21 protein-coding genes are annotated in these 25,376 nt (G+C 72.3%); 11 read left to right on the plus strand and 10 right to left on the minus strand.

Translation table 11 applies throughout. From position 1 onward, the window contains the following. Positions 1-46: 46 nt before the first annotated feature. Together AMK22_RS15600 and AMK22_RS15605 are read right to left on the minus strand one after the other, a co-directional pair. Positions 47-1,330 (minus strand): geranylgeranyl reductase family protein, encoded by a 1,284-nt coding sequence (locus tag AMK22_RS15600; protein WP_073785452.1) that lies wholly within the window; start codon positions 1,328-1,330, stop codon positions 47-49. A gap of 281 nt (positions 1,331-1,611) precedes the next feature. Beyond that, complete coding sequence (locus AMK22_RS15605) at positions 1,612-2,304, minus strand: demethylmenaquinone methyltransferase (RefSeq protein ID WP_073785453.1); 693 nt, start codon at positions 2,302-2,304, stop codon at positions 1,612-1,614. A 125-nt stretch (positions 2,305-2,429) separates the two neighbouring features. Here AMK22_RS15605 and AMK22_RS15610 point away from each other — a divergent pair, with 125 nt between their 5' ends. The 3 genes from AMK22_RS15610 to AMK22_RS15620 all read left to right on the plus strand — a co-directional run bounded on the left by AMK22_RS15610 (position 2,430) and on the right by AMK22_RS15620 (position 4,051). Then, on the plus strand, positions 2,430-2,723 hold the full coding sequence (locus AMK22_RS15610) for an ArsR/SmtB family transcription factor (protein ID WP_073785680.1): 294 nt from the start codon (positions 2,430-2,432) through the stop codon (positions 2,721-2,723). Continuing rightward, positions 2,720-3,106, plus strand: a complete 387-nt coding sequence (locus AMK22_RS15615; protein ID WP_073785454.1) for a VOC family protein — start codon at positions 2,720-2,722, stop codon at positions 3,104-3,106. Before AMK22_RS15610 ends, AMK22_RS15615 begins: the two co-directional genes overlap by 4 nt. A gap of 141 nt (positions 3,107-3,247) precedes the next feature. Further along, the gene (locus AMK22_RS15620) at positions 3,248-4,051 is read left to right on the plus strand and encodes a DUF3152 domain-containing protein (RefSeq protein ID WP_242433988.1); all 804 of its coding nucleotides are present in this window, start codon (positions 3,248-3,250) and stop codon (positions 4,049-4,051) included. A 90-nt stretch (positions 4,052-4,141) separates the two neighbouring features. Here the strand turns inward: AMK22_RS15620 and AMK22_RS15625 are convergent, their stop codons facing one another. The 4 genes from AMK22_RS15625 to AMK22_RS15640 form a co-directional block, all read right to left on the minus strand. Continuing rightward, entirely contained in the window at positions 4,142-4,813 is a 672-nt protein-coding gene (locus tag AMK22_RS15625) for a hypothetical protein (RefSeq protein ID WP_073785456.1), read from the minus strand. A 14-nt stretch (positions 4,814-4,827) separates the two neighbouring features. Beyond that, on the minus strand, positions 4,828-6,027 hold the full coding sequence (mqnC, locus tag AMK22_RS15630) for a cyclic dehypoxanthinyl futalosine synthase (protein ID WP_073785457.1): 1,200 nt from the start codon (positions 6,025-6,027) through the stop codon (positions 4,828-4,830). Between the two features lie 72 nt (positions 6,028-6,099). Then, positions 6,100-8,019, minus strand: coding sequence for a serine/threonine-protein kinase (locus AMK22_RS15635; protein ID WP_073785458.1), 1,920 nt, complete (start codon positions 8,017-8,019; stop codon positions 6,100-6,102). Positions 8,020-8,444: 425 nt separating this feature from the next. After that, positions 8,445-9,323, minus strand: coding sequence for a menaquinone biosynthetic enzyme MqnA/MqnD family protein (locus AMK22_RS15640; RefSeq protein WP_073785459.1), 879 nt, complete (start codon positions 9,321-9,323; stop codon positions 8,445-8,447). A 456-nt stretch (positions 9,324-9,779) separates the two neighbouring features. On the opposite strand from AMK22_RS15640, the gene AMK22_RS15645 reads away from it, so the two are divergent. Together AMK22_RS15645 and AMK22_RS15650 are read left to right on the plus strand one after the other, a co-directional pair. Further along, positions 9,780-9,983 carry a cold-shock protein gene (locus AMK22_RS15645; RefSeq protein ID WP_003967102.1) on the plus strand — a complete coding sequence of 68 codons (204 nt, stop codon included), beginning with the start codon at positions 9,780-9,782 and terminating at the stop codon, positions 9,981-9,983. 248 nt (positions 9,984-10,231) lie between these two features. Further along, complete coding sequence (locus AMK22_RS15650) at positions 10,232-11,059, plus strand: MerR family transcriptional regulator (RefSeq protein WP_073785460.1); 828 nt, start codon at positions 10,232-10,234, stop codon at positions 11,057-11,059. 350 nt (positions 11,060-11,409) lie between these two features. Here the strand turns inward: AMK22_RS15650 and AMK22_RS15655 are convergent, their stop codons facing one another. Continuing rightward, positions 11,410-12,639 carry an amidohydrolase family protein gene (locus tag AMK22_RS15655; protein ID WP_073785461.1) on the minus strand — a complete coding sequence of 410 codons (1,230 nt, stop codon included), beginning with the start codon at positions 12,637-12,639 and terminating at the stop codon, positions 11,410-11,412. A gap of 262 nt (positions 12,640-12,901) precedes the next feature. On the opposite strand from AMK22_RS15655, the gene AMK22_RS15660 reads away from it, so the two are divergent. Together AMK22_RS15660 and AMK22_RS15665 are read left to right on the plus strand one after the other, a co-directional pair. Beyond that, positions 12,902-15,862: an AfsR/SARP family transcriptional regulator gene (locus AMK22_RS15660; protein ID WP_073785462.1), complete on the plus strand. Its 2,961-nt coding sequence runs from the start codon at positions 12,902-12,904 to the stop codon at positions 15,860-15,862. Between the two features lie 211 nt (positions 15,863-16,073). Beyond that, a complete protein-coding gene (locus AMK22_RS15665; protein ID WP_242433989.1) occupies positions 16,074-16,322 on the plus strand; it encodes a hypothetical protein in 249 nt (82 codons plus the stop codon). Positions 16,323-16,840: 518 nt separating this feature from the next. On the opposite strand, the gene AMK22_RS15670 is transcribed toward AMK22_RS15665, so the two are convergent. Then, positions 16,841-18,412: a FadD3 family acyl-CoA ligase gene (locus AMK22_RS15670; RefSeq protein WP_073785465.1), complete on the minus strand. Its 1,572-nt coding sequence runs from the start codon at positions 18,410-18,412 to the stop codon at positions 16,841-16,843. A gap of 153 nt (positions 18,413-18,565) precedes the next feature. Between AMK22_RS15670 and AMK22_RS15675 the strand changes: the two genes are divergently transcribed. The 3 genes from AMK22_RS15675 to AMK22_RS15685 all read left to right on the plus strand — a co-directional run bounded on the left by AMK22_RS15675 (position 18,566) and on the right by AMK22_RS15685 (position 21,030). After that, positions 18,566-19,714 (plus strand): lipid-transfer protein, encoded by a 1,149-nt coding sequence (locus AMK22_RS15675; RefSeq protein WP_073785682.1) that lies wholly within the window; start codon positions 18,566-18,568, stop codon positions 19,712-19,714. A 73-nt stretch (positions 19,715-19,787) separates the two neighbouring features. After that, positions 19,788-20,231: a Zn-ribbon domain-containing OB-fold protein gene (locus AMK22_RS15680; protein ID WP_073785467.1), complete on the plus strand. Its 444-nt coding sequence runs from the start codon at positions 19,788-19,790 to the stop codon at positions 20,229-20,231. Positions 20,232-20,244: 13 nt separating this feature from the next. Continuing rightward, entirely contained in the window at positions 20,245-21,030 is a 786-nt protein-coding gene (locus AMK22_RS15685) for an enoyl-CoA hydratase/isomerase family protein (RefSeq protein ID WP_073785469.1), read from the plus strand. A 127-nt stretch (positions 21,031-21,157) separates the two neighbouring features. Here the strand turns inward: AMK22_RS15685 and AMK22_RS15690 are convergent, their stop codons facing one another. Then, positions 21,158-21,688, minus strand: a complete 531-nt coding sequence (locus AMK22_RS15690) for a hypothetical protein (RefSeq protein WP_073785471.1) — start codon at positions 21,686-21,688, stop codon at positions 21,158-21,160. A 316-nt stretch (positions 21,689-22,004) separates the two neighbouring features. Here AMK22_RS15690 and AMK22_RS15695 point away from each other — a divergent pair, with 316 nt between their 5' ends. Beyond that, the gene (locus AMK22_RS15695) at positions 22,005-22,748 is read left to right on the plus strand and encodes a hypothetical protein (RefSeq protein ID WP_073785473.1); all 744 of its coding nucleotides are present in this window, start codon (positions 22,005-22,007) and stop codon (positions 22,746-22,748) included. A gap of 143 nt (positions 22,749-22,891) precedes the next feature. Here AMK22_RS15695 and AMK22_RS15700 read toward each other — a convergent pair whose 3' ends face one another. Beyond that, positions 22,892-25,336, minus strand: a complete 2,445-nt coding sequence (locus AMK22_RS15700) for an outer membrane protein assembly factor BamB family protein (protein ID WP_073785685.1) — start codon at positions 25,334-25,336, stop codon at positions 22,892-22,894. Between the last annotated feature and the right edge of the window lie 40 nt (positions 25,337-25,376).

Below are 25,376 nucleotides of genomic sequence, written 5' to 3' on the forward strand. Positions count from 1 at the left end.
GGGACGACGGAAGGAAAGGACCGGGGAAGGCCGGTCCCGCGGCGGATCAGGCCCTCGGGGCCACCTTGGAGAGGCCGTTGATGATCCGGTCCATGGCGTCGCCGCCCGTCGGGTCGGTCAGGTTGGCGAGCATCTTCAGCGTGAACTTCATCAGCAGCGGGTGCGTAAGACCGCGCTGGGTGGCGACCTTCATCACCTTCGGGTTGCCGATCAGCTTCACGAAGGCGCGGCCCAGCGTGTAGTAGCCGCCGTAGGTCTCCTTGAGCACCTTCGGGTAGTTGGTGAGGGCCAGTTCGCGCTGGGCCGGGGTGGCGCGGGCATGCGCCTGGACGATGACGTCGGCGGCGATCTGGCCCGACTCCATGGCGTACGCGATGCCCTCGCCGTTGAACGGGTTGACCATGCCGCCCGCGTCGCCGACGAGCAGCAGGCCGCGGGTGTAGTGCGGCTGGCGGTTGAACGCCATCGGCAGGGCGGCGCCGCGGATCGGGTCCGTCATGTTCTCCGGGGTGAAGCCCCAGTCCTCCGGCATCGAGGCGCACCACGCCTTGAGGACCTCGCGCCAGTCCAGCTCCTTGAACGCGGACGAGGAGTTGAGGATGCCGAGACCGACATTGGACGTGCCGTCGCCCATGCCGAAGATCCAGCCGTAGCCGGGCAGCAGCCGGTCCTGCGGACCGCGCCGGTCCCACAGCTCCAGCCAGGACTCCAGGTAGTCGTCGTCGTGCCGGGGCGAGGTGAAGTACGTGCGCACGGCGACGCCCATCGGGCGGTCCTCGCGGCGGTGCAGGCCCATGGCGAGCGACAGCCGGGAGGAGTTGCCGTCGGCGGTGACGACGAGCGGGGCGTGGAAGGTGACCGGGGTCTTCTCCTCGCCGAGCTTGGCGTGGACGCCGGTGATGCGGCCGGTGCGGTCGTCGATGACCGGGGCGCCGACGTTGCAGCGCTCGTGCAGCCGCGCGCCCGCCTTCTGCGCCTGCCGGGCCAGCTGCTCGTCGAAGTCGTCGCGCTTGCGGACCAGTCCGTAGTTCGGGTAGGAGGCGAGCTCCGGCCAGTCGAGCTGGAGGCGCATGCCGCCGCCGATGATGCGCAGGCCCTTGTTGCGCAGCCAGCCGGCCTCTTCGGAGATGTCGATGCCCATGGCGGCGAGCTGCTTGGTGGCGCGCGGGGTGAGGCCGTCGCCGCAGACCTTCTCGCGGGGGAAGGCCGTCTTCTCCAGCAGCAGGACGTCCAGCCCGGCCTTGGCGAGGTAGTACGCGGTGGTGGAACCGGCCGGGCCTGCCCCGACGACGATCACGTCCGCGCTGTGCTCGGAGAGGGGCTCGGTCACGGTCGGATCTCCCGGAGGCTCGAAAGCGCGTGCCGCGCGGCACCTGTCCCATGCAGTCTATGGGGGTCCCCCGCCCGGCTCCCGGAGGGCTCCTCGATCGGGGCCGGGACCGGCTTCGAAGGGGCGGGCCGAACCACCGGTCCCGAGGGCCCGGTTCCGGGGGGCCGAGCGGAACGCTCCGTTCCGAAGGGCCGGTTCGGAGGGGCCGTACGGAGGGGCCGTACGGAGGGGCCGCGCGGAACGCGCCCTTCCGAAGGCCCGGCTCCGGAGGACCGGGAGGACTACGCGCGCACGCCCCGGTGCAGGGCCACCACGCCGCCGGTGAGGTTGCGCCAGGCGACCTTCGACCAGCCGGCCCGCTGGAGCTTCGCCGCGAGCCCCGGCTGGTCGGGCCAGGCGCGGATGGACTCGGCGAGGTACACGTACGCGCCCGGGTTGGACGACACCGCGCGCGCGACCGGCGGCAGCGCCCGCATCAGGTACTCGGTGTACACCGTGCGGAACGGCGTCCACGTCGGCTTCGAGAACTCGCAGATGACCACCCGGCCGCCCGGCTTCGTCACCCGGTACAGCTCGCGCAGCGCCGCGTCCGTGTCCTGGACGTTGCGCAGCCCGAAGGAGATCGTCACCGCGTCGAAGGTCTCGTCGCGGAACGGGAGCTTCGTGGCGTCGCCCGCGGTGAACGGCATCCACGAGTGGCGGCGCTTCCCCTCCCGCAGCATGCCGAGGGAGAAGTCGCAGGGCACCACATACGCGCCGGTCGCGGCGAACGGCAGCGAGGACGTCGCCGTGCCCGCCGCCAGGTCCAGGATCTTCTCCGCGGGCCGGGCGTGCACCGCCTTCGCGACCTCCTTGCGCCAGAGCCGGGCCTGGCCGAGGGACAGCACGTCGTTGGTGAGGTCGTAGTTGGCCGCCACGTCGTCGAACATCGTGGCGACTTCGTGCGGCTGCTTGTCCAGGGAAGCTCGGATCACCCGTCCATTCAAGCAGCCCGGTCCGCGGCACCTCGCGCCGGTCGCGTCCGGGGCGCGTCTCCTCGCCGGGCGGCCCGGAGCACCCCACCTGGTAGGCAAGTCGCGACTTGCCTATGGTGGTGGTCATGGCGGACGACGTCTTCAAGGCACTGGCCGACCCGACCCGTCGGCGCATCCTCGACGAGTTGACGGAACGGGACGGTCAGACCCTGTTCGAGATATGCACGCGACTGGTGACCAAGCACGGTCTGGGCCTGTCCCGCCAGGCGATCAGCCAGCATCTGGCCGTGCTCGAATCGGCGGGTCTGGTCCTCTCCCGGCGCCAGGGCCGCTACAAGTTCCATGATCTGAACACCGAGCCCCTCGATCGGATCGCGACCCGATGGCTCAGGCCCGACCCACCGGAGAACACCCCATGAGAATCCATCTGACCAGCGTCTTCGTCGACGACCAGGCCAAGGCCCTGCACTTCTACACCGACGTCCTGGGCTTCGTGAAGAAGCACGACGTCCCGGTGGGCGAGGCCCGGTGGCTGACCGTGGTCTCGCCGGAGGATCCCGGCGGGACCGAGCTGCTGCTCGAACCCTCCGGCCATCCCGCCGTGCGGCCGTACAAGGACGCGCTGGTCCAGGACGGCATCCCGGCCACCTCCTTCGCCGTGGACGACGTACGGGCGGAGTTCGACCGGCTGCGCGCGCTCGGGGTGCACTTCACCCAGGAGCCGCTGGAGATGGGTCGGATCACCACCGCGGTCTTCGACGACACCTGCGGCAACCTGATCCAGATCGTGCACAGCGCATAGGGCGCCCACCGCGCCGGTCGCGCCGTGCCTGTACCGGGTCGCGCCGGTCCCGCTCGCGATGTGGCGGAATAAACCGATCGTGTCCACCGGCACTCATGACGGATGAGGAGCACGGAGCAACCGCGAGCGGGGGGAGGCCGGATGTCCGCACCAGGCGCGCGCCGCCCGAAGCGGTCGAGAGGGCGCGGGACAGGTCTGATCGTGGTCGCCGTCCCGACAGCGCTGCTCTGCGTCGCCGCCGTGGCGGGGATACGAGCGATCAACGACAGCGACGGCAAGGGCGGTTCGGCGTCCGCGCCCGTGCGTCGGGCGGGCACCGGCGCGTTCACGGTCGCCCGCGCGAAGGCCACGGACATCGGCGCGGACGGCAGCGAGCGTGACGGCGGCCACGGCGCCGGCACGGCGAACGACGGCACGGACGAGGGCCGGGGCGGGAAGGGGAGCGGGAGCAACGCCTACCAGGTCGAGGTGGAGGACGGTACGGGCGTCGACCCCGACGGGGCCGCCGCCGAGGTCGCCCGCGTCCTGGCCGCCCCGCGCGGCTGGTCGCACCACGGCGAGCGCGCCTTCCGCCAGGTCGCCGAAGCCCCGGCGGGACTGGTCATCCGCATCGCGACGCCCAAGACCACCGACGCCATCTGCGCGAAGGGCGGTCTGGACACCCACGGCGAGGTCAACTGCCGGGTCGGCACCGATGTCGTGGTCAACCTGAAGCGCTGGCAGCACGGGTCGCCCGAGTTCCACGGGCCGCTCGCCGACTACCGGGCCCTCATCATCAACCACGAGGTCGGCCACTGGCTGGGCCACGGCCACGAGACCTGTCCGGGCAGGGGCCGCCCGGCCCCCGCGATGATGCAGCAGATCCACGGGCTGAAGGGCTGCGTCTCCAACGCCTGGCCGTACGACGCGAAGGGGCGCTACCTGAGCGGCCCGGCCGTGCCGTGACCGACCCGGCCCGGTGGCGCAACCGCCTGTCCTCTCCCGCGTCTCCCGCCCGCTTCTCCCGTTCCTCCCGCGCGACGTGACCCGTCCGCGTCAGCCGCGGCGGAAGACCAGGCGCCCGCCGAGCACCGTCGCCACGCAGCTCCCGGCACCCTCCGTGCGCAGGTGCGCCAAGTCCCGTACGGCGAACACCGCCAGGTCGGCGGGGCCGCCGACGGCCAGAGACGCGGCGAACGCCTCGGCCGGATCCGGTACCGAGGCCAGCGGGTCGAGGCCGGTCGGTTCCGGCACGGCGGACAACGGGTCGACGGCGACCTGCCCCGCCGGGCGGGCCGGGGCGTGGACACGCAGCCCCGAGCGGGCGACGGCGGTACGCACGGCGGGGCGGGCGAACGGCCCCCGGACGGCCGTCGTGCCGTGCCGCAGCATCCGCTGCAGCCCGCGCCGGGCGCTCGCGCCCCAGCGGACCTCGTCCATGCCCAGCGCGGTGAGCGCGGCGCCGGTGAGGGGTTCGGTGCCCAGTTCGTCCGCCTCGCGCGGGTCCGGGTGGTAGGCGGCCTCCAGCAGGGCCGGTGCCCCCGCGTTCAGCAGCCCCGGGGTGATCAGTCCGGACCACCGCCGCACCCGGGCCGCGGGGCGGTCCGCGACCAGCTCCTCGTACGGGCCGATCGCGACGACCACGGCACCGTCCACGGCCACGGAGTCCGCCCCGGCCGGGGCCGACCCGGCGCCGTGCACCGCGTCGGCGGTGTGCACCGTCAACACGTGGGTCCCCGGTCTCAGTTGGCGTCCAGGAGCTTCAGCTCGGGGTGCGCCGTGCCCCCCTCGATCGCGATGGACGAGATGTGCGAGACGACGCGGTCGTCGACCGGGTCGTTCGCCGGGTCGTCGTGGACGACGAGGTGCTCGTAGGTGGTGGAGCGCTGCGCGGGCACCCGGTCGGCCTTGCGGATCAGGTCGATGATCTCCAGGCGGTTGGAGCGGTGCTTGGCACCGGCCGAGGAGACGACGTTCTCCTCCAGCATGATCGAGCCGAGGTCGTCGGCGCCGTAGTGCAGCGACAGCTGGCCGACCTCCTTGCCGGTGGTCAGCCAGGAGCCCTGGATGTGCGCGACGTTGTCGAGGAAGACGCGGGCGATGGCGATCATCCGCAGGTACTCGAAGAGCGTCGCCTGCGTCCGCCCCTTCAGGTGGTTGTTCTCCGGCTGGTACGTGTACGGGATGAAGGCGCGGAAGCCGCCCGTACGGTCCTGCACGTCACGGATCATCCGCAGGTGCTCGATGCGCTCGGCGTTGGTCTCGCCGGTGCCCATCAGCATGGTGGAGGTGGACTCGACACCGAGGCCGTGTGCGATCTCCATGATCTCCAGCCAGCGCTCGCCGGACTCCTTGAGCGGGGCGATCGCCTTGCGCGGGCGGGCGGGCAGCAGTTCGGCGCCCGCGCCCGCGAAGGAGTCGAGGCCGGCCGCGTGGATCCGCTGGACGGCCTCCTCGACGGACACCTTGGAGATCCGGGCCATGTGCTCGACCTCGGAGGCGCCCAGCGAGTGGATGACCAGCTGCGGGAACGCCTCCTTGATCGCGGAGAAGTGCTTCTCGTAGTACTCGACGCCGTAGTCCGGGTGGTGCCCGCCCTGGAACATGATCTGCGTGCCGCCCAGTTCGACGGTCTCCGCGCAGCGGCGCAGGATGTCGTCGAGGTCGCGGGTCCAGCCCTTGGCCGTGTCCTTGGGCGCCGCGTAGAAGGCGCAGAACCGGCAGGCCGTGACGCACACGTTGGTGTAGTTGATGTTGCGCTCGATGATGTACGTCGCAATGTGCTCCGTACCGGCGTAACGGCGGCGGCGCGCGGCGTCGGCGGCGGCCCCCAGCGCATGCAGCGGCGCCGACCGGTAGAGGTCGAGGGCCTCCTCCGGAGTGATCCGGCCGCCTTCGGCGGCGCGGTCGAGGATGGGCTGGAGAGCGGCCTTCTCGGTCACCGAGCTGTCACCTTTCGGCGGGTTTTCAACGGGTCCACGGACCGGTTCAGCGTACGCCAGCGCCCGTCGGCGTCAGCCGCCGGACCGGGTGAGCGTGCCGTACGGCAGCCCGGCGCCCCTCTCCTCGGACCGGAAGCGCAGGGTGCCGTCCGCGTTCCGCGTGAAGTGCACGTCGGTCTCGGTGGAGGTGCAGAAGGCGCGGTCGCCGGGGCGGTCCGGGTCGGAGCGTTCGTGGAGGACCAGTTCCTCGTCGGTGCCGGAGGTGAGGGCGGCGACGCTGTTGCAGCGGACGGTCAGCCCGAGGGCGGTGACCTCGGTGGTCATGCGGACCACGTCCGTGCCCTTTCGGCCCTCGGTGAACACGGCGGTGAGCGTGCCGTGCGGCTGTCCGGTGGTCTTCTCGGTGAGCGGGCCGCTCCAGGTGCCGACGAACGCCTTCGGCACCTCGGTGACCTGTTCCACACCGCCCTGGCCCGGGTCCGTGTCGGACGCCGGGGGGTTCGAGGGCCGGGTGGAGGGGGTGGCGCCCACGCCGTGGTCGGCGGTGTCCCGGCCGCCCCCGCCCGGCATCAGGTCGAAGAGGAACGCGCCGCCGACGGTGACCGCGGCCAGCACGCCCGCCACGGCGAGGGCCACGGTGCAGCTGAGCCGTCGGCCGCGGTGGCCGTCGGACCGCGACGGACCGGATTCCGCGCCGACGGTGACGGAGAACCGGGGATCCGGCGACCGCTGCCCCGGCAGCCCCGGGGCCCCGGGCGTGTCCGGCCGCGCGGGGCCGCGCGCCGCGGAGCCGTCCGCGGCGGTCGCGGTCCAGAAGGGCGGCCGGGTCGGTTCGTACGCATCCGGGGCGGGCGACGGAGACGGGAACGAGGACGAGGACGCGGGCGAAGACGGCTCGCCAGGTGGGCCGTACACGCCTCCCGCGCCCGTCGAGCCGCGCCCGTCGTACGCACCTCCCGCGCCTTGTGGGCCGGGCCCGCCCCACGCGCCGCGCCCGCTCTCCGGGGTGTCCGCGGCATTCGCGGCATTCGCGGCGTCCGAGCCCCAGGACGCCGCGCTGAACGGCACCGGACCCGACTGCGCCGGGGCGTCCTGCGGCTCCAGGTCCAGCAGCGCCACCGCCGCCCGGCTCACCTGGCGCACCAGCGGACCGGGCAGCCAGCCCCCCGTCACCAGCCCCGCGGCCCCGCCCGGCGCCAGCCGACGGGCCAGTTCCATGGGGGTCGGCCGGTCCTCCGGGTACTTCTCCAGGCACCCGGCGACGACCTCCCTCAGCTCGCCCTCCAGCTCCCCCAGCTCGGGCTCCTCGTGCACGACCTTGTAGAGCAGTACGGCGGAGGAGTCGCCCAGGAAGGGGGCGCTGCCGGTCGCCGCGTAGGCGAGCACCGCGCCGAGCGAGAAGACGTCGACCGCCCCCGAGATGTCCTCCATGCCCCTGATCTGTTCCGGCGCCATGTAGCCGGGCGAGCCGACGGAGACCCCGGTGGAGGTGAGGGAGGAGGTGGCGCCGACGGCGTGGGCGATCCCGAAGTCGATCAGCCGGGGGCCGTCGAGGGCGAGGAGCACGTTGGACGGCTTCACGTCGCGGTGGACGAGCCCCAGTCCGTGGACCGCGGCCAGCGCCTCCGCGAGCCCGGCACCCAGGGTCCGCACCGCGTGCTCGGGCAGCGGCCCGTGCTCGACGATCGCGGTGGACAGCGGCGGGCCGGCCACATAGCCGGTGGCGACCCACGGGATGGGAGCGTCCGGGTCGGCGTCCAGCACCGGCGCCGTCCACTGCGCGCCGATGCGCCGGGCCGCGTCCACCTCCCGCCGGAAGCGGGCCCGGAACTGTTCGTCGAGGGCGAAGTGGGGATGCACGACCTTGACCGCGACGGTGCGGCCCCCCGCGCTGCGCCCCAGATACACCCGGCCCATGCCGCCCGCACCGAGCCTGCCGAGCAATCGGTAGGCACCGATGGTCAGCGGTTCGCCGGCTTCCAGCGGCTGCATATACGTGACTCCCCCCGTGTACGGCCGGATCTCCGGTCGAAGCCTAGGCGGCGAAGGTCATCGGTTCCCAGAGGAAACCATCCGCCGATTTCGCCCCCAAGGGAACGAAGAACGGCTTTCGACACAACAAAAGGCGTGAATACGTCGTTCACGCGAGCGATTCCGACGTAGAACCGTGACCGTGTCCGGACAGCTTCCGGGAATCGGCCGGGAATCGGCTATTCGCCGCGTATTAACCCGAACCGATAGCCGGCGAGGAGAAGGCGCGGAGAAGAACGGGAGAGGCCGACGAGAACGGCGGAGGCATTTTTCCGCCCCGAAAGTTCGAGATTCATCCACTTTCTCGAACCCATTCCCGGCCGTCGCGCACGACATCCGTCCGCGGCGCCGCCCGGGCCCCTTCCCCGCGCCCCCTTCCCGTCCGGTCAGCCGCCGAGCAGTTCGACCTTCACATCGGCCGGGAACCCGGTCGTGGGGCCGACCCGGCGCGCGAACTCCGCCACACCCGCGAGCTGCTCGGGGCCGAAGCGGAAGTCCAGGGTCGTGAAGTACCGCTCCAGCGTCCTCGCGTCGAACGCCTCCCAGCGCGACGCCTGCTCCGCGACCTTGGTGACCTCCTCCAGGGAGACGTCCCGCGAGGCCAGGAACGCCTCGTGCACCTTGTGCACCTGGTCGGGCTCGGCGGCGACGAAGTCCTTGCGGGCCGCCCAGACCGCGAAGACGAACGGCAGTCCGGTCCAGTCCTTCCACATCTGCCCCAGGTCGTGGACCTGGAGGCCGAGACGGGGGGCGTCGTGCAGGTTGGCCCGGAGCGCGGCGTCGCCGATCAGGACGGCGGCGTCCGCCTCCTGCATCATCACGCCGAGGTCCGGCGGGCAGGTGTAGTAGTCCGGGCTGACCCCGTACCGTTCGGCGAGCAGCAGCCGGGCCAGCCGCACGGAGGTCCGCGAGGTCGAACCGAGTGCCACCCGGGCCCGGTCCAGCTGCTCCAGCGGCACCTGCGACACGATCACGCACGACATGACGGGTCCGTCGCAGCCCACCGCGATGTCGGGGAAGGCGACCAGGTCGTCGGCGTTGCGCAGGAACTCGACCAGCGTGACCGGGCCGATGTCCAGATCGCCCCGGACCAACTGCTCGCTGAGCTTCTCGGGGGTGTCCTTCGACAGCTCCAGGTCGAGCAGGGTCCCGGTCCTGGCCAGGCCCCAGTAGAGGGGGAGGCAGTTCAGGAACTGGATGTGACCGACGCGCGGCCGACTGCGACGGTCGTCGCGCACGGCGGTTGAAACGGTTGAATTGTCCACGTCGCGAGGCTAGACCCGGGGCGCCGCCCGAGGGGCACCGGGTGCGCGCGGCACGGCCCGGTCCCCGCGCCGACGCGCCGGAACCACCCGGAAAGCACCCCGGAAGCGCTCCGGAGCCCCCTTCGCCCCTCTTGAAGTCGCTGCCTCGGCCCGCCCCCGGAAGTCGCCCCTCGAAGTTGCCTCCGAAGACGCTCCCGAGACGCCTCGGGGACGCCTGCGCGTCACCCTCCCGGACGCGTACTTCATCAGCTCATCCGCACAGCAATGAAACATCCGAGTGAAGTGATCTTTCCCTCTACCCTTCCGTACACGCTGCGTGCTAGGCTCGACGCAAGTTGCAGTTTGGTTTCCCTTGCAGTACAGAGCCTGCGGAGCATGTGACCCGCAGGCTTTTGTAGTTTTCAGACTTCTTTGCAGGTTCTGGAGCAGGGCAACCCTTTGGCCCAAGGAGGGCTTATGGCTACCGGAACCGTCAAGTGGTTCAACGCTGAAAAGGGCTTCGGCTTCATCGCCCAGGACGGCGGCGGCCCGGATGTCTTCGTCCACTACTCCGCGATCAACGCGTCCGGGTTCCGCTCCCTCGAGGAGAACCAGGTCGTGAACTTCGACGTCACCCAGGGTCCGAAGGGCCCGCAGGCTGAGAACGTCACCCCGGCCTAGTTGCCCGGGTCGGCCGATCGCGGCCGACTAGCAGTACCCAAGGAGCTCTGTTCCCCGTCTCGCCGGGGAGCAGGGCTCCTGCCTTTTCGCGCCGGAATCCTCCGCCGCGCGACAAACCCGCCCCGTGAAACGGACCCACCTCCTGAACGGACTCGTCCTCGCGGCGAATCCCACCGGCCGGTGTCCCACCCGGGCGGCGAACCGCACTTGACCTTGACACCGTGTGAAGCCCTGCACTGGGAGACGTCATGTTCACCATCGGAGACTTCGCCAGGTACGGGCAGGTGTCGGCCCGGATGCTGCGCCACTACGACGCCATCGGGCTCCTGCGCCCCGACCGGACCGATCCCGCCACCGGGTACCGCTTCTACACCGCCGCCCAGCTCGCCCGTCTCAACCGCGTCATCGCCCTGAAGGATCTCGGCTTCACGCTCCAGCAGGTGCGCGCCGTCCTCGACGAGCGGGTGAGCACGGAGGAGCTGCGCGGAATGCTGCGACTGCGGCGGGCGGAGCTGGAGGAAGCCATGGCGGCGACGGCGGCACGGCTGGCACGGGTCGAGGCGAGGCTCCGGTCGATCGAGAGCGAGGGACGCATGTCCGCGGACGATGTGGTGGTACGGAGGGTGCCCGCGGTGCGGGTGGCCGAGTTGACCGGTGTCGCGGCGGGCTACGGGCCGGAGGACATCTCTCCGGTGATCGGGCCGCTGTACGACCGGCTCTTCCCGCTGCTGGCGGCGGCGGGCGTCAGCCCGAGCGGCCCCGGGATCGCGCACTACGAGGCCGCTCCGGACGGCGGCGGTGCGGTCGTCGTGCACGCGGGGGTGACGGTCTCCGCCCCGCCGGGGCCGATCGGCGACACCGGGATCACGGTGGTGGAACTGCCCCCGGTCGAGGCGGCCACCGTGGTCCACCGCGGATCGATGGACGACGTGCTGTCCACGGCACAGGCCCTGGCGCGCTGGATCGACGCCAACGGCTACCGGTCGGCGGGGTACGCCCGCGAGGTCAACCTGGAGTGCCCCGATGACCGGGACGCGTGGGTGACCGAACTCCAGGAGCCGATCGCGAGGGCCTGACGCGCGGCAGGGCCGGCCGTGCCGGCGGCCCCAGGGCCTGGCGCACTCGGGTGCGGCCCCGCGTCGGCCCGGTACGCCTCGGGGGCCGGGCCCGCTTCAGGCCCCGTGGCGGCGGGGCAGCGGGGCGGCGGGGCAGCGGGGCGGCGGCACAAGTGACGCCTCGCGCCCCGACGCCTCGCGTCCAGGACGCCCCTGCCCCGGACGCGGCGCTCCGACCGCCCACGCTCCGGACACTCGCGCTCCGGACACTCACGCCCCGGATGCCACGCCCTCCTCGCACCCCGGCCGCCCTCGGCCGCCTTCTGTGCCTCTCCGGCACTCTCCGCGTACCGCCGCCGCTCTCCCGCCCGCTATCGCCCTCCCGGCCCGGCCCACAACCCCTCGTCCGTCAGCCCCAGCAGCTCGATCGCGTTGCGGCGGACGATCCGTTCCACCACGTCGGCGGCCAGATGCCCCATCTGCGCCTCGCCGACCTCGCGGGACCTGGGCCAGGTGGAGTCGGAGTGCGGGTAGTCCGTCTCGTACAGCACGTTCCCGACGCCGATCGAGTCCAGGTTCCTGAGCCCGAAGGCGTCGTCGAAGAAGCAGCCGTAGACGTGGTCCGCGAACAGCTCCGACGGCGGGCGGCGGACCTTGTCGGCGACGCCGCCCCAGGCCCGGTTCTCCTCCCAGACCACGTCGGCGCGTTCCAGGATGTACGGGATCCAGCCGATCTGCCCCTCCGCGTACATGATCCGGAGGTTGGGGAACCGCTCGAACTTGCCGCTCATCAGCCAGTCGACCATCGAGAAGCAGCAGTTGGCGAAGGTGATGGTGGAGCCGACGGCGGGCGGGGCGTCGGCCGAGGTGGACGGCATCCGCGAGGACGAGCCGATGTGCATCGCGATCACCGTCCCCGTCTCGTCACAGGCGCGCAGGAACGGGTCCCACTCATCCGTGTGAATGGACGGCAGCCCGAGATGCGGGGGTATCTCGGAGAACGCCACCGCGCGCACCCCGCGTGCCGCGTTGCGCCGGACCTCGTCCGCGGCCAGCTCCGCGTCCCAGAGCGGGATCAGTGTGAGCGGGACGAGCCGGCCGCGCGCCTCGGGCCCGCACCACTCCTCCACCATCCAGTCGTTGTACGCGCGCACGCCGAGCAGCCCCAGCTCCCGATCCTTCGCTTCGGTGAAGGTCTGGCCGCAGAAGCGGGGAAATGTGGGGAAACAGAGGGCGGACTGGACGTGGTTGGCGTCCATGTCGGCGAGCCGGTCCGGCACCGAGAACGAGCCCGGACGCATCTGCTCGTACGTGATGATCTCCAGCTTGATCTCGTCCCGGTCGTAGCCGACCGCGGTGTCCAGCCGGGTGAGCGGCCGGTGCAGGTCCTCGTACACCCACCAGTCGCCGATCGGCCCGTCGTCCCCCTCGGCACCCATCACAGGCGCGAACTTTCCACCCATGAAGGTCATTTCTTTGAGCGGCGCGCGGACGATCCGGGGAGCACGGTCGAGGTACTTGGACGGGAGCCGGTCCCGCCAGACATGAGGGGGCTCCACCGTGTGGTCGTCCACCGAGATGATCTTCGGGAAGGTCTCCATGCACACCACGGTAGCGTCGATCTGACGAACCGTCAGCTACCTGGACCGGTCCCCGTTCTGCGATCGTTGTCGAGGGCTTGTGCAGAGCGTCACCCACTGCTGACGTCCCCGCCCGCGACAAGGCAGACTGTTGAGCGCGATACCAGCGGTACGCGGCAATCCGGATGCGTCCCGGACCGGAACACGGGACGGCGGGCGGTCCGGGACGGCACAGCGGCACGATCGGCAGGACCGGCAAGGCGAGCAGGACAAGGAGGCGGCAATGGAGCGTGACAACGGACCGCGAGCGCGGGTTCCGGAGCAACGTGCTCCGCGCCAGCGGTCCGCCGCCGACGACGGCGGTCTGCGCTTCTCCGTCCTCGGGCCGGTACGGGCGTGGCGGGGCGGCGAGGCCCTGCCGTCCGGTTCCCCGCAACAGCGCGCCCTGCTGACCGCCCTGCTGCTGCGGGGCGGCCGTACGGCCACCGCCGCCGAACTCATCGACGCCATCTGGGGCGAGGATCCGCCCTCGCAGGCGCTCGCCGCCGTACGCACGTACGCCTCCCGGCTCCGCAAGGTCCTCGACCAGCAGACGCTCGTCAGCGACGCCGGCGGATACGCGATCCGCACCACTCACGACGCCGTCGACCTGACCGTGGCCCAGGAACTGGCGGCCGGGGCGGAGAAGGCCCGCGCCGGCGGCGACCGCGCCCAGGCCCGTGCCCTGCTCGACAAGGCGCTCGGCCTGTGGGACGGCGAGGCACTGGCCTCCGTGCCCGGCCCGTACGCCGAGAACCAGCGCACCCGCCTGGAGGAATGGCGGCTCCAGCTCACCGAGGCCCGGCTGGACCTGGACCTGGACCTCGGCTGCCACGCGGAGGCAGTCTCCGAACTGACCGCGCTCACGGCCGCGCACCCGCTGCGCGAGCGGCTGCGCGAACTCCTCATGGTCGCCCTGTACCGCAGCGGCCGTCAGGCGGAGGCGCTCGCGGTGTACGCGGACACCCGCCGACTGCTCGCCGACGAACTGGGCGTCGACCCGCGCCCCGAACTCTCCCAGCTCCAGCAGCGCATCCTGCGGGCCGACGAGGAACTGGCACGCCCGGCCGACGAACCGGCCCCGGTCCACGTGCCGGTGCGCCCCGCGCAGCTCCCGGCCACCGTGCCGGACTTCACCGGCCGCGCCGCCTTCGTCCGGGAGCTGGGCGAGCGGCTGGCGACCGCCGAGGGCTCCGTCATGGCCGTCTCCGCGCTGGCCGGCATCGGCGGCGTCGGCAAGACCACCCTCGCCGTGCACGTCGCCCACCAGGCGCGCCAGCACTTCCCGGACGGCCAGCTGTACGTGGACCTCCAGGGCGCGGGCGCCCGCGCGGCCGAACCGGAGACGGTCCTCGGCGCGTTCCTGCGCGCCCTGGGCACGGCGGAGTCGGCGATCCCCGACTCGCTCGACGAACGCGCCGCCCTCTACCGCTCGACGCTCGACGGGCGCCGCATCCTGGTCCTGCTCGACAACGCCCACGACGCGGCCCAGATCCGCCCCCTGCTCCCCGGCACGCCCGGCTGCGCCGCCCTGGTCACCAGCCGCGTCCGGCTCGTCGACCTGGCCGGCGCCCATCTGATCGACCTGGACGTGATGTCCCCGGAGGAGGCGCTCCAGCTCTTCACCCGCATCGTCGGCGCGGACCGCGTCGACGGGGAGCGCGAGGCCGCCCTCGACGTGGTCGCCGCCTGCGGCTTCCTCCCCCTGGCCATCCGCATCGCCGCCTCCCGCCTCGCCGCCCGCCGCACCTGGACGGTCTCCGCCCTGGCGGCCCGGCTCGCCGACGAACGCCGCCGCCTGGACGAACTCCAGGCCGGGGACCTCGCGGTGAAGGCCACCTTCGAACTCGGCTACGGCCAGCTCGAACCCGCCCAGGCCCGCGCCTTCCGCCTGCTGGGTCTGGCCGACGGCCCCGACATCTCCCTGGCCGCCGCCGCCGCGCTGCTCAACCTGGGCACGCACGTCGCGGAGGACATGCTGGAGTCCCTCGTCGACACCAGCCTCCTGGAGTCCGCCGCCCCGGGCCGCTACCGCTACCACGACCTGGTGCGCCTCTACGCCCGCTCCTGCGCGGAACGGGACGAACAGCCCCCGGAGGAGCGCGAGGCGGCACTGTCGCGCCTGCTGGACTTCTACCTGGCGACGGCGGCGGGGGTGTACGCGCTGGAGCGGCCGGGGGACCGGACCGTGGATCACCTGGAGCCCACCCAGTACCCGGGGCTCACGTTCAACGAGCATCCTCAGGCGCTCGACTGGCTGTACTCCGAAGCGGACTGCCTGCTCGCATGCGTGCTCCAGTCCCTCGGCGAGCGAACCCGGCGGCGAGCGATCGACCTGTTGATGGCCGTCAAGGACCTCGCGGAATCAGGAGCCAACGCCCGTAGGTACGAAAGCGCGGTCACCGCGCTCCGCGACGCCGCCATCGCCGCGGGCGACCCCCGGACGGAGGGCCGCGCACGCATCACGCTCACTCAGGTCTACAGCAACGCGGGCCTGTTCGAACAGGCCGATACAGAAGCGCATCACGCCATGGCGCTCGCCGTGGCGGCCCAGGACCCGTGGATCAGCGGAAACGCCCCCAACGAGCGCGGAATCCTCGCGATCTACCGCAATCACCACGCGGAGGGAGAGGCATACCTCCAGGAGGCCATCGCGGCCTTTCGCGCGGACGGCAACAGGCCCGGGGAGGCAAGTGCGCTGTGCAATCTCTCCAGAATTCATCTGGCCCTGTCCCGTACCGTCAGCGCCGTTGATCTTGCTGAACAAGGAATCGAAATCTACGATCAGTTGGGTTTCGCGCTGCGTCTCGCCAACGGGCGCTATGCCCTCGGCCTCGCGCTCACCCAGGCCCGTCGGCTGCCCGAGGCACTCGACCAGTTGACACAGGCACTCGGCATATTCCACGAGAACCGCCAGCCTCTGTGGGAAGGTGTCACCCACTTCAGGCTCGCGGAGCTGCACCTCGCCGCCCGGCGTTACGCGCTGTCAGCAGCCCATGCCGAACAGGCGATAGCCCTGCGGGGCATCGGCGGCGAGTGGCGACGCGGCACCGTGCTCACGGTTCTGGGCCAGGCGCTGAAGCACATGGGCCAGGCGGACCGGGCCAGAGCCTGTTGGAACGAGGCCCTGGCCATCTACGAGCGTCTGGGCGCCGACGAGGCGGCGGAGGTCCGCAACCTCCTGGAACCCCTCACTGCTGCGTGAGAGCCCTTCCGCCCCGGCGTTCATCGTTCGTTTATCGGCTGACGACACTCTTACACCCGTCGACCCGTCGCGTCGGGGGGCAGACGGATCGACAAATGGCCGCCCCACTAGGGTGAACGGCCCAACGATGCCCGTCCGGCGATCCACGGGGGAATCACCGGACGGGCGTCCCCGACCTTTTGCCTCGAACGAATCACGGGAGTTGACCACGATGAGCGACGTCAAGAAGCCTGCCACCAAGCCGCTGGACAGCCACGCGTCCGGCGAGGAGCTCACGGTGCAGGACAGCCACGCGTCCGGGGGGAAGCTCACCGTTCAGGACAGCCACGCGTCCGGCGGAAAGCTCACGGTGCAGGACAGCCACGCGTCCGGCGGAAAGCTCACCGTTCAGGACAGCCACGCCTCCGGCGAGAAGATCACCACGCTCGACAGCCACGCCTCGGCTCCCAAGCCCAACTAGTGCTGTGACCGGGAAGGTTCACCGGGTGGCTCGCGGCGTCCGGTGCGGTGCATCGCAAGGCGGAGCATCGTCCGCGTACTGGACGTACGCGGGTGATGCGACAACACCGCGAGGTGCCGTGCCGGGCATCGCGAGCCGGTGAACCTTCCCGGTCACAGCACTAGTCGTCACCGGCACGGGGGAACGGCCGCGGCGGCGCGGAGGGGGAGCCGTCGCGGCCGTGGCGCGTCCACGGGCGTGAGGCCCAAAAGAGGGGCACGAACCCGACGGTTCGTGCCCCTCTCCGTGTCCCGCGCGGCCCTCCAGCCCCCGGGGCCGGTGCACCCGCCCCGCACAGCTTGCCCATGGCGTCCTCGTCCGAGGTGAAGACCACCACCGGCCCGCCCGACGCCCCGCGATCACCGCGAGTGCCGCGTCGACGGCGTGCTTGCGGCCGTGCGGCCCGGTGGCGCCCAGCAGGCGGATCGCCTCGTCGGCGACGCCCCTCGTGACCGGCTCGGCAACCTGTCCCCCACCCGTCAGCCCCGCAGCTCGTCCGCCCGCCCCCGCAGCTCCCCCTTCAGGACCTTGCCGCTCGCGTTGCGCGGCAGGGCGGGGACGAACTCCACCGACCTGGGGACCTTGTAGTTCGCCATCTCGCGGCGCGACCAGGCGACCAGGTCGTCGGCCGTGGCGGTGGCTCCCGGCCTGCGGACCACGTATGCCCTCCCGACCTCGCCCAGGCGGGGGTCCGGGACGCCGATGACGGCCACGTCGGCGACGTCCGGGTGCAGACCGAGGATCTGCTCTATCTCGGCGGGGTACGCGTTGAAGCCGCCGACGATGAACATGTCCTTGATCCGGTCGGTGATCCGGAGGTTGCCGTGGTCGTCGAGGACACCCACGTCGCCGGTGTGCAGCCAGCCGTCCGGGGTGATCGTCGCCGCCGTGGTCCCCGGGTCCTCGAAGTAGCCCGCCATCACGTTGAAGCCGCGCACCAGGACCTCGCCGGGCGCGCCCGGCTCGGCCAGGACGCGGATCTCCGTGCCCGGGATCGCCCGTCCCGACGTCGAGGCGATCGTCTCCGGCGGGTCGCCCCGGCGGCACATCGTGACGATGCCGCTCGCCTCGGAGAGGCCGTACGCCGTGAGGACCGTCGCCACGCCCAACTCGGTGCGCAGGCGCTCCACCAGCCGCAGCGGCACCACCGCCGCGCCCGTCACCACCAGGCGGAGGGCGGAGAGGTCGTGGGTGCCCCGGGCCGGATGGTCGAGCAGGGACTGGTGCAGGGTGGGCGGACCGGGCAGCACCGAGACGCGTTCGGCGGCCACGTTGGCCAGGACCGTGTTCACGTTGAACACCGGCTGCGGCACCATCGTCGCACCGCGCATCAGGCAGGCGAGCACCCCCGCCTTGTAGCCGAAGGTGTGGAAGAAGGGGTTCACGATCAGATAGCGGTCGCCCTCGCGCAGGCCGGCCAGCTCGCTCCAGATCGCGTAGCAGCGCAGGGTCTGGGCGTGGGTGATGACGGCGCCCTTGGGCCGGCCGGTGGTGCCCGAGGTGTAGATGATGTCGGAGGGGTCGGTGGGGGCGATCGCGTCGGCGCGGGCCCGGACCGCCGCGGCACCGACCCCTTCCCCCGCCGCCAGGAAGTCCTTCCAGGTGAGGTAGTCGTCGGGGGCGCTGTCCGCCAGCACCACCACCCGCTCCAGGTGCGGGAGCGGTACATCGGCCCGGCGCAGCGACGCCACGTACGAGGTGCCGAGGAAGGTGCCGGTGACGAAGAGGATTCTCGCCCGGCTGCGACGCAGGACGTACGCCGCCTCCGTGCCCTTGAAGCGCGTGTTGAGGGGGACGAGGACCGCTCCGGCGGTGACGGCGCCGAGCGCGGAGACGATCCAGTCCAGGGTGTTCGGGGCCCACACCGCGACCCGGTCCCCCGGCTCGACGCCCGCGGCCATGCACGCGGCGGCGGCCCGTTCGACGCGTTCGCCGAGTTCGGCGTACGAGACCCGGGTCCGGCCCTCGACGACCGCCTCCCGGTCCCCGTACCGCCGCGCCGCCGCGCGCACCAGTCCCGGGACACTGCCCCATTCCTCGTCGCCGCGCATCGCCCGCCCTCCTGACGCAGTAGTCGATCGACCCGGTAGCCGATCGACGCGGTAGCCGATCGCGGTGCCAGTCGACCACCAGTAGCTGACTATCCGTCAGATTAGCTGTAGCCTCTGCCGCTGTCAGCGGTCAGGACGGTCTCGGAGGTGACGGTGACGGCGCTCAAGGACAGGACGGCGATAGCCGGCATAGGTCAGACACGGTTCGCGAGGCAACTGCCGGAGTCCGAGAAGACGTTGGCCTGCCGGGCCATCGTCGCGGCGCTCGACGACGCCGGGATCGACGCATCGGAGGTGGACGCCTTCGCCTCGTACACGATGGAGGAGACCGACGAGGTCGAAATCGCCAAGGCGATCGGCGCGGGCGACGTGACCTTCTTCAGCAAGGTGGGCTTCGGGGGCGGGGGTTCCTGCGCCACGGTCGCGCATCTGGCCGCCGCGGTGGCGACCGGGCAGGCGAGCGTCGGGGTGGCCTGGCGGTCGCGGAAGCGGGGCTCGGGCCCCCGCCCGTGGAAGAACACCACCGCGCAACTGCCCACGCCCGCCCAATGGACCCGGCCGTACGGGCTGTTGCGACCGGCCGACGAGATCGGGATGCTGGCCCGGCGCTACATGCACGAGTACGGGGCGACCCGCGACCACCTCTTCAACGTGGCCCTCGCCTGCCGCAACCGCGCCAACCAGAACCCGGACGCGGTGATGTACGAGCGCCCGCTGACCCGCGACATGTATATGACCTCGCGCTGGATCAGCGAGCCGCTCTGCCTCTTCGACAACTGCCTGGAGACGGACGGGGCACTGGCCTGCGTCATCGTCTCCGCGGAGCGGGCCAGGGACTGCCGGCACCGGCCCGTCTACATCCACTCCGTCGCGCAGGGCCTGCCCGCGCAGCACCACGGGATGGTCAACTACTGGAACGACGACCCGCTCTCGGGCCCGGCGTGGACGGCCGCCCGGCAGCTGTGGAAACAGGCCGACCTCGGCCCGCAGGACGTGGACGTCGCGCAGATCTACGACGCCTTCACCCCGCTCGTCCCCTTGTCGCTGGAGGGCTATGGCTTCTGCGGGCGCGGCGAGGGTGCCGCGTTCACCGAGGGCGGGGCACTGGAGAGCGGCGGGCGGCTGCCCCTCAACACCGGGGGCGGCGGGCTCAGCGAGGCGTACGTGCACGGCTTCAACCTGATCAACGAGGGCGTGAAGCAGCTGCGCGGCACCTCCACCGCCCAGGTCCCGGACGCCGGGACGTGCCTGGTCACCGCGGGCGAGGGCGTGCCCACGTCCGCCGTACTGCTGAGGAACTGAGGAACCGAGGAACCGAGGGAATGGGAAACCGAGAAATCGGGGAACCGGGGAATCGAAGAATTGGAGAGCCGACATGGATGACGCTCTGCTGACACCCGTCGTGGACGACGACGGCGCCCCCTTCTGGGAATACGCGGCCCGCGGCGAACTCCGGGTCCAGGCGTGTGCCGCCCCGGAGTGCGGGAAGCTCCGTTTCCCGCCCCGGCCGTGCTGCCCGCACTGCCGGTCCTTCGAGAGCGAGTGGCGGGCGACGAGCGGGCGCGGCCGGATCTGGTCGTACGTGCTGCCGCACCCGCCGCTGCTGCCCGCGTACGCCGCGCAGGCGCCGTACAACGCCGTCGTGGTCGAACTGGCCGACGCGCCCGCGATCCGGCTGGTCGGGAACGTGGTGAGCGGTCCCGGAGCCCCGCTGGACTCGGTCGATCCGGGGCGGCTGCGCATCGGGGCGCCGGTGCGGGCGGTGTTCTGTCCGGACGCCTCCGGAACCACCCTGGTGCGCTGGCTGCTGGAGCGGTGAGGGGACGGCGGCGATGACCCTGCGCACGGAGAAGGACGAGGAGACCGGCGTCGCGCTCGTCACCCTGGACCGGCCGGAGAAACTGAACGCGATCGACCTGACGACGGCCGCCGAACTGGCCGCCGCCTGGCGGGCGTTCCGGTACGACGACGGGGTGCGCGCGGTCGTCCTCACCGGCGCGGGCGGCCGGGCGTTCTGCACGGGGATCGACCGGTCGGCACACGTCCCGCAGCCCTCGTCCCCGTACGCGATCGACGATCCGCTGCTCACGATCGGGCCGAAGGCGAACGATCTGTGGAAGCCGGTGATCGCGGCCGTGGAGGGGATGGCCTGCGGCGGGGCGTTCTATCTGCTGGGCGAGGCGGAGTTCGTCGTGGCGTCGCAGGAGGCGACGTTCTTCGACCCGCACACCACGTACGGCATGGTCAGCGCGTACGAGGCGATCGCCATGGCGCAGCGGATGCCGTTCGGGGAGGTGGCCCGGATGTCCCTGATGGGGACGGCGGAACGGGTCACGGCCCGGCGGGCGTACGAGACCGGACTGGTCAGCGAGGTGACGGCGCCGGGCGACGCGGTGGCGGCGGCACTGAGCGCCGCGGGGGTGATCGCCTCGTACCCGACGGAGGCGGTGCAGGGGACGGTACGGGCGGTGTGGTCCGCGAAGGAGGCGGCCAGGACGCAGGCCATGGCCCACGCCCCGCACCTGATCGCGCTCGGGAACCTGCCGCCGGAGCGGCAGTCCGAGCTCTTCCGGGGGCGGGGCGTGGGCGGGAAGGACGGCGGATTCCGGCCGCGGTGAGAGCGTCGGCCCGGTGGCTCCGTGGTCCGGGATCCCGCTGGCCCGGTGGCCCGGTGGCCGGACGTCCGGTGACCTGTGGGCGGGTGCCGGACGGTCCGGTGGCTCCGTGGTCCGGTGGCCGGACGGCTCAGTAGGTCAGTTCCGCCTCGACGCGGCACTTCTTGACCCTGGAGACCTTGCGCGGGTCGTCCATGCGCACGGACACGGTCCTGGCGTCCCCACCCTCGGCCTTCACCCGCGCCTCACCGGTGTCGACGGTGTTGCCCATCGCGTCGAGGAAGGTCACGTCGACCTCGTAGGTGTGCGGACCGGCGGCGTTCGCCGTGAGCCTGACCGTGGCGGTGGTGACGGCCTTGCGCTTGCCCTTGCGGGGCTGGGCACACCGGAACACGTACGCGTCCGCCGCGTCCGAGGCGGACGGCGACGGGGCCGTGCCGCCGGAGGAGCTGCTCGACGATCCGTGGTCGTCGTTGTCGTAGTCGCTGTGGCGGTAGTCGTTGTTGCTCTTCTTGGAGCTGGAGCAGCCGCCACCGCTGCTGCTCGATCCGCCGCTCCTGCTCTTGCTCTTGCCGGAGTGGCCCCGGCCGGTGGCGAAGCCGGTGAGCGCGAGCACCACCACGAGTAGTACCGCCGAGAGTCTGATGTGCCGCCGCATCATCGATGCAGCCCCCCTTAGTCGTCGTCCTGTGTCGTCGTCCGTTGACGTCCCGGATGGCGCCATCCACATCCCGGACGGCCCATGCCGTCCCGGGCGGCACCCGTGCGGTTGCCCGCTCCGAGTTGTTGTGCATCGAACAACCGCGTCACGTTAGCGCACGGTGGCGAGGCCCGTGGGGCGGGCGTAGCGTCGAGGCCGGGAGTGGTGCCGATCCGTGACACGGACCTGTGACGCCGGCACGCGACACCGGTTCGCAGGGCCGGCCCCCTACCGGCCCGCGGCACCGGACCGCGCGTGCGCAGGCAGGAGGCCGACGATGATCCGCAATGTCCCAGGTTCGGTTCTCGCCCTCGCCGGTGCGGCCGTCACCGTGCTGAGCCCCTACCGCCACTGGTACGACGGACGCCTCGGGCGTCAGTACCGAATCCTGGACCCGTTCACCGGAATCACCTCCGCCCGACCGGGCCTGCTGAGCTCGATCCTTCTGTTCTTCCTCTTCACGGCCCTGCTGACGCTGATCGGCGTGGTGCTGCGTTCGCGGTCGCTGGTGGCGGTGGCAGGTGTGCTGGTGCTCGGGTTCACCGTGCTGTGGATGGTGCGCCAGGGGCAGGTGCTGGGCAGTCTGGGGATCGCGAGCAACGGTTCCGGGCTGCGGTGGGGCGCGGCCGGCGCGGCGGCGGGCGGGGTGCTGACCCTGCTGGGCGCGGCCCTGATGCCGGGGCGGCGGCACGGTGGTGAGCGGCGCGAAGGCGGATGGCGGCCCGGCCGGCAGCACCCCGTGCGCGAGGGGGACGCCCGGCCGTACGCGGCGCCCGGTTCGGAGCACCCGGACACCTGGCCGCCGACGCAGGAGCCGGGGCCGTCCGTGCAGACGAGCACGCTCCCGGAGCCCGAGCCGCACCCGTACACCGGGCCGGAACGGCACGAGCGGCCGGGACCGGGGCCGCGCCCGGAGCCGGACGAAGGGCCCGGGTACACCGGGCCGGACGAGGGCCCCGGGCACAGGGACCGGCCGGACGACGGTCCCGGGCGCCCGGGGTCGGGGGCCGGGGAGCCGTGACCCGGTGGCGTCGTGACGCCATGACGCCGTAACCCCGTGACGCCCTGACGCCGTAGCCCCCGTGGCGCCCTGCCCCGATGCCGCCGTGAACCCGTGAGAGCGAGACCGCTGTGCTACGTGCGGGCGCGGTTGCCCGTGCCCGTCTACGTGCGGGCGCGGTTACCCGTGCCCGTTCCCTTCAGCGCGTCCAGCGCGTACACGCAGCGGTCCTTGCTGCACGCGTACACGACACCGCCCCGCGCCACCGGGGAACCGGTGATCTCGCCTCCCGTCGCCAGCTTCCAGCGGAGCTGTCCGCCCGCCGCGTCCAGGGTGTAGAGGACGTGGTCGGCGGAGCCGAAGTGCACCCGGCCGTCGGCGACCACGGGCGCGCCCACCACCTCTCCGCCCGCCGCGAACCGCCACTTCGGGGTGCCGGTGACCGCGTCGAGCGTGTACAGCGCGCTGCCACTGCCGACATGGACGTTCCCCGCCGTCACCAGGACCGGCTCGGCCGACTGCCGGGACTCCGTGGCGATCCGCCAGCGGTCCTTGCCGGTCGAGGCGTCGAGCGCGTACACCGTGCCGAGGTAGTCCGCGAGGTACACGCCGCCTCCGGTGACGGCGGGGCCGGGCGCGAACGCGGGCGGGGAGAGGAACACCGCGGGCGACTCGAAGTGCCAGCGGACGTGGCCGGACACGAGATCGACGGCCAGCACCCGGGCACCGGCGCTGATGTACACGAAACCGTCCGACGCCGGGGTCACCCGGACCGGCACACCGCCGCAGGAGGCCGCGTCACCGATGGGGTAGGCCCAGCGCTCGATGCCGGTGCGCGCGTCGACGGCGCGCAGCCGGGCGTCCTGCCAGAGGAAGACCATGCCGTCGTGGAGCGCGGGCCCCGCGTCCTGCGACTCGAAGTCGGTCTGTACGCCCACGGCCTCCCACAGCTTCTCGCCCGTGGACGCCTCCCACGCCTGGACGCCGCCGCCCCGGGTGCCGGTGACGACGGTGCCGCGCTCGGCCTTCAGGGAGTACACCCAGGCGTCGGTCTGCAGCCGCCACCGCTCGGCGCCGGTCGTGGCGTCCAGGGCGTACAGCGACGGCCCGTCGGAGGCGTGGATCCTGCCGCCCTCGACGGCCATCGCCCAGGCCACGTCCCGGGTCTTGAACTGGCGCCGCCCGTTGCCGATGTCCAGGGCGTGCACCTCGAACGAGGTGACGTAGAGGAGGTCCCCGACGACGACGGGGGTGCCCCAGACGTCGTTCGACATCCGGAAGCGCCAGGGCCGCCAGCGCTCGGGGCCCGGGGGCGGCGCGTCGGGGGCGTGCGTCGGCGCGGGCAGCGGGGCGGGCGGGGCGCCTCCGTTCACCCCGGCGGCGCCGGTGGCGGCCGCACCGTTCACCCCTGTGGGCGGGCGCACCCAGCCGGTCGCGGGACCGGCGTCCGGGGCGGCCGTGGCGGCGGCCCGCACGTCCTGGGCACGCGGACCGGGGCCGATCGGCACCTGCGTGCCGGGCAGCCGGACCGGACCGCCGCCGTCGGGCAGCCGGGCCGGGGCGGCGGGGTGCGGATCCGCGTCGCCGCCGTGCCACGCGGGGTGCGGATCGGCGGCCGGTGGCTGCTGGGGCGGCGGAGGCACCGGGGCCGGAGCGGGCGCGGGCCCGGGCGCAGGTGCCGGTGGCGCGGATGCGGGCGCGTGGGAAGCGGGCTTGCGACCGCCCCGGCGTTGCTCGATCAGCGCGGTGGCGGCGGACGGGAGCCAGGCCGAGGCCGTACCGCTGTCGTCACCGCCGGAGGCGAAGAGGTGCGGGGCGAGCTGGGCCTGGAGGTCGGCGGGGCTGGGGCGCAGGGAGGAGTCCATCTGCATGCAGGACTCGATCAGCGGACGCAGCTCCTCCGGCAGCCCCTCCAGATCGGGGCCCTCGCGCAGCAGCATGAAGACCGTCTCCACGGGGTTGCCCCCGTGGAACGGCGCGTGGCCGGTGGCGGCGAAGACCAGGGTCGAGCCGAGCGAGAAGATGTCGCTGGCGCCGGTCACGCTGCGCGAGTCCCTGGCCTGCTCGGGCGACATGTACGCGGGGGTGCCGACGGCGACGTTCGTCATGGTCAGCCGGGTGTTGGAGACGCCCGACGCGATCCCGAAGTCGATCACCCGGGGACCGTCCTCGACGACGAGCACGTTCGACGGCTTCATGTCGCGGTGAACGAGCCCGGCGCCGTGGATCGACTGGAGCGCCTCGGCGATCCCGGCGGCCAGCCAGCGCACCGCCTGCGCCGGCATGGGACCGCACTCGTTCACGATCTCTTCGAGCGAGGGAGCGGGCACATAGGCGGTGGCGAGCCACGGCACGGCGGCCCGCGGGTCGGCGTCCACGACCGCGGCCGTGTAGAAGCCGCTGACGGCCCGGGCGGCCTCCACCTCGCGCGTGAAGCGGACCCGGAACAGCTGGTCCTCGGCGAGCTCCGTACGCACCGTCTTGATCGCCACCCGCCGGCCCGAAGCCGAGCGTGCGAGATAGACCAGCCCCATGCCGCCGGCCCCGAGCCGTCCCAGCACCTCGAACGGGCCGATCCGCCTCGGGTCGTGCTGCGTCAGCTGCTCCACCACTTGCCCTGCCACCTCCCCGTACGGACCTCCGGAAACG

This window comes from Streptomyces sp. CB01580, assembly GCF_001905795.1.
Taxonomy (GTDB): domain Bacteria; phylum Actinomycetota; class Actinomycetes; order Streptomycetales; family Streptomycetaceae; genus Streptomyces.

Bases quoted from the DNA above. Each gene is read 5' to 3' on its own strand.
- AMK22_RS15610 (WP_073785680.1), top strand. From the start codon at position 2,430: ATGGCGGACGACGTCTTCAAGGCACTGGCCGACCCGACCCGTCGGCGC.
- AMK22_RS15615 (WP_073785454.1), top strand. From the start codon at position 2,720: ATGAGAATCCATCTGACCAGCGTCTTCGTCGACGACCAGGCCAAGGCC.
- AMK22_RS15620 (WP_242433988.1), top strand. From the start codon at position 3,248: ATGTCCGCACCAGGCGCGCGCCGCCCGAAGCGGTCGAGAGGGCGCGGG.
- AMK22_RS15635 (WP_073785458.1), bottom strand. From the start codon at position 8,019: ATGCAGCCGCTGGAAGCCGGCGAACCGCTGACCATCGGTGCCTACCGA.
- AMK22_RS15645 (WP_003967102.1), top strand. From the start codon at position 9,780: ATGGCTACCGGAACCGTCAAGTGGTTCAACGCTGAAAAGGGCTTCGGC.
- AMK22_RS15650 (WP_073785460.1), top strand. From the start codon at position 10,232: ATGTTCACCATCGGAGACTTCGCCAGGTACGGGCAGGTGTCGGCCCGG.
- AMK22_RS15655 (WP_073785461.1), bottom strand. From the start codon at position 12,639: ATGGAGACCTTCCCGAAGATCATCTCGGTGGACGACCACACGGTGGAG.
- AMK22_RS15660 (WP_073785462.1), top strand. From the start codon at position 12,902: ATGGAGCGTGACAACGGACCGCGAGCGCGGGTTCCGGAGCAACGTGCT.
- AMK22_RS15665 (WP_242433989.1), top strand. From the start codon at position 16,074: ATGAGCGACGTCAAGAAGCCTGCCACCAAGCCGCTGGACAGCCACGCG.
- AMK22_RS15670 (WP_073785465.1), bottom strand. From the start codon at position 18,412: ATGCGCGGCGACGAGGAATGGGGCAGTGTCCCGGGACTGGTGCGCGCG.
- AMK22_RS15680 (WP_073785467.1), top strand. From the start codon at position 19,788: ATGGATGACGCTCTGCTGACACCCGTCGTGGACGACGACGGCGCCCCC.
- AMK22_RS15685 (WP_073785469.1), top strand. From the start codon at position 20,245: ATGACCCTGCGCACGGAGAAGGACGAGGAGACCGGCGTCGCGCTCGTC.
- AMK22_RS15690 (WP_073785471.1), bottom strand. From the start codon at position 21,688: ATGATGCGGCGGCACATCAGACTCTCGGCGGTACTACTCGTGGTGGTG.
- AMK22_RS15695 (WP_073785473.1), top strand. From the start codon at position 22,005: ATGATCCGCAATGTCCCAGGTTCGGTTCTCGCCCTCGCCGGTGCGGCC.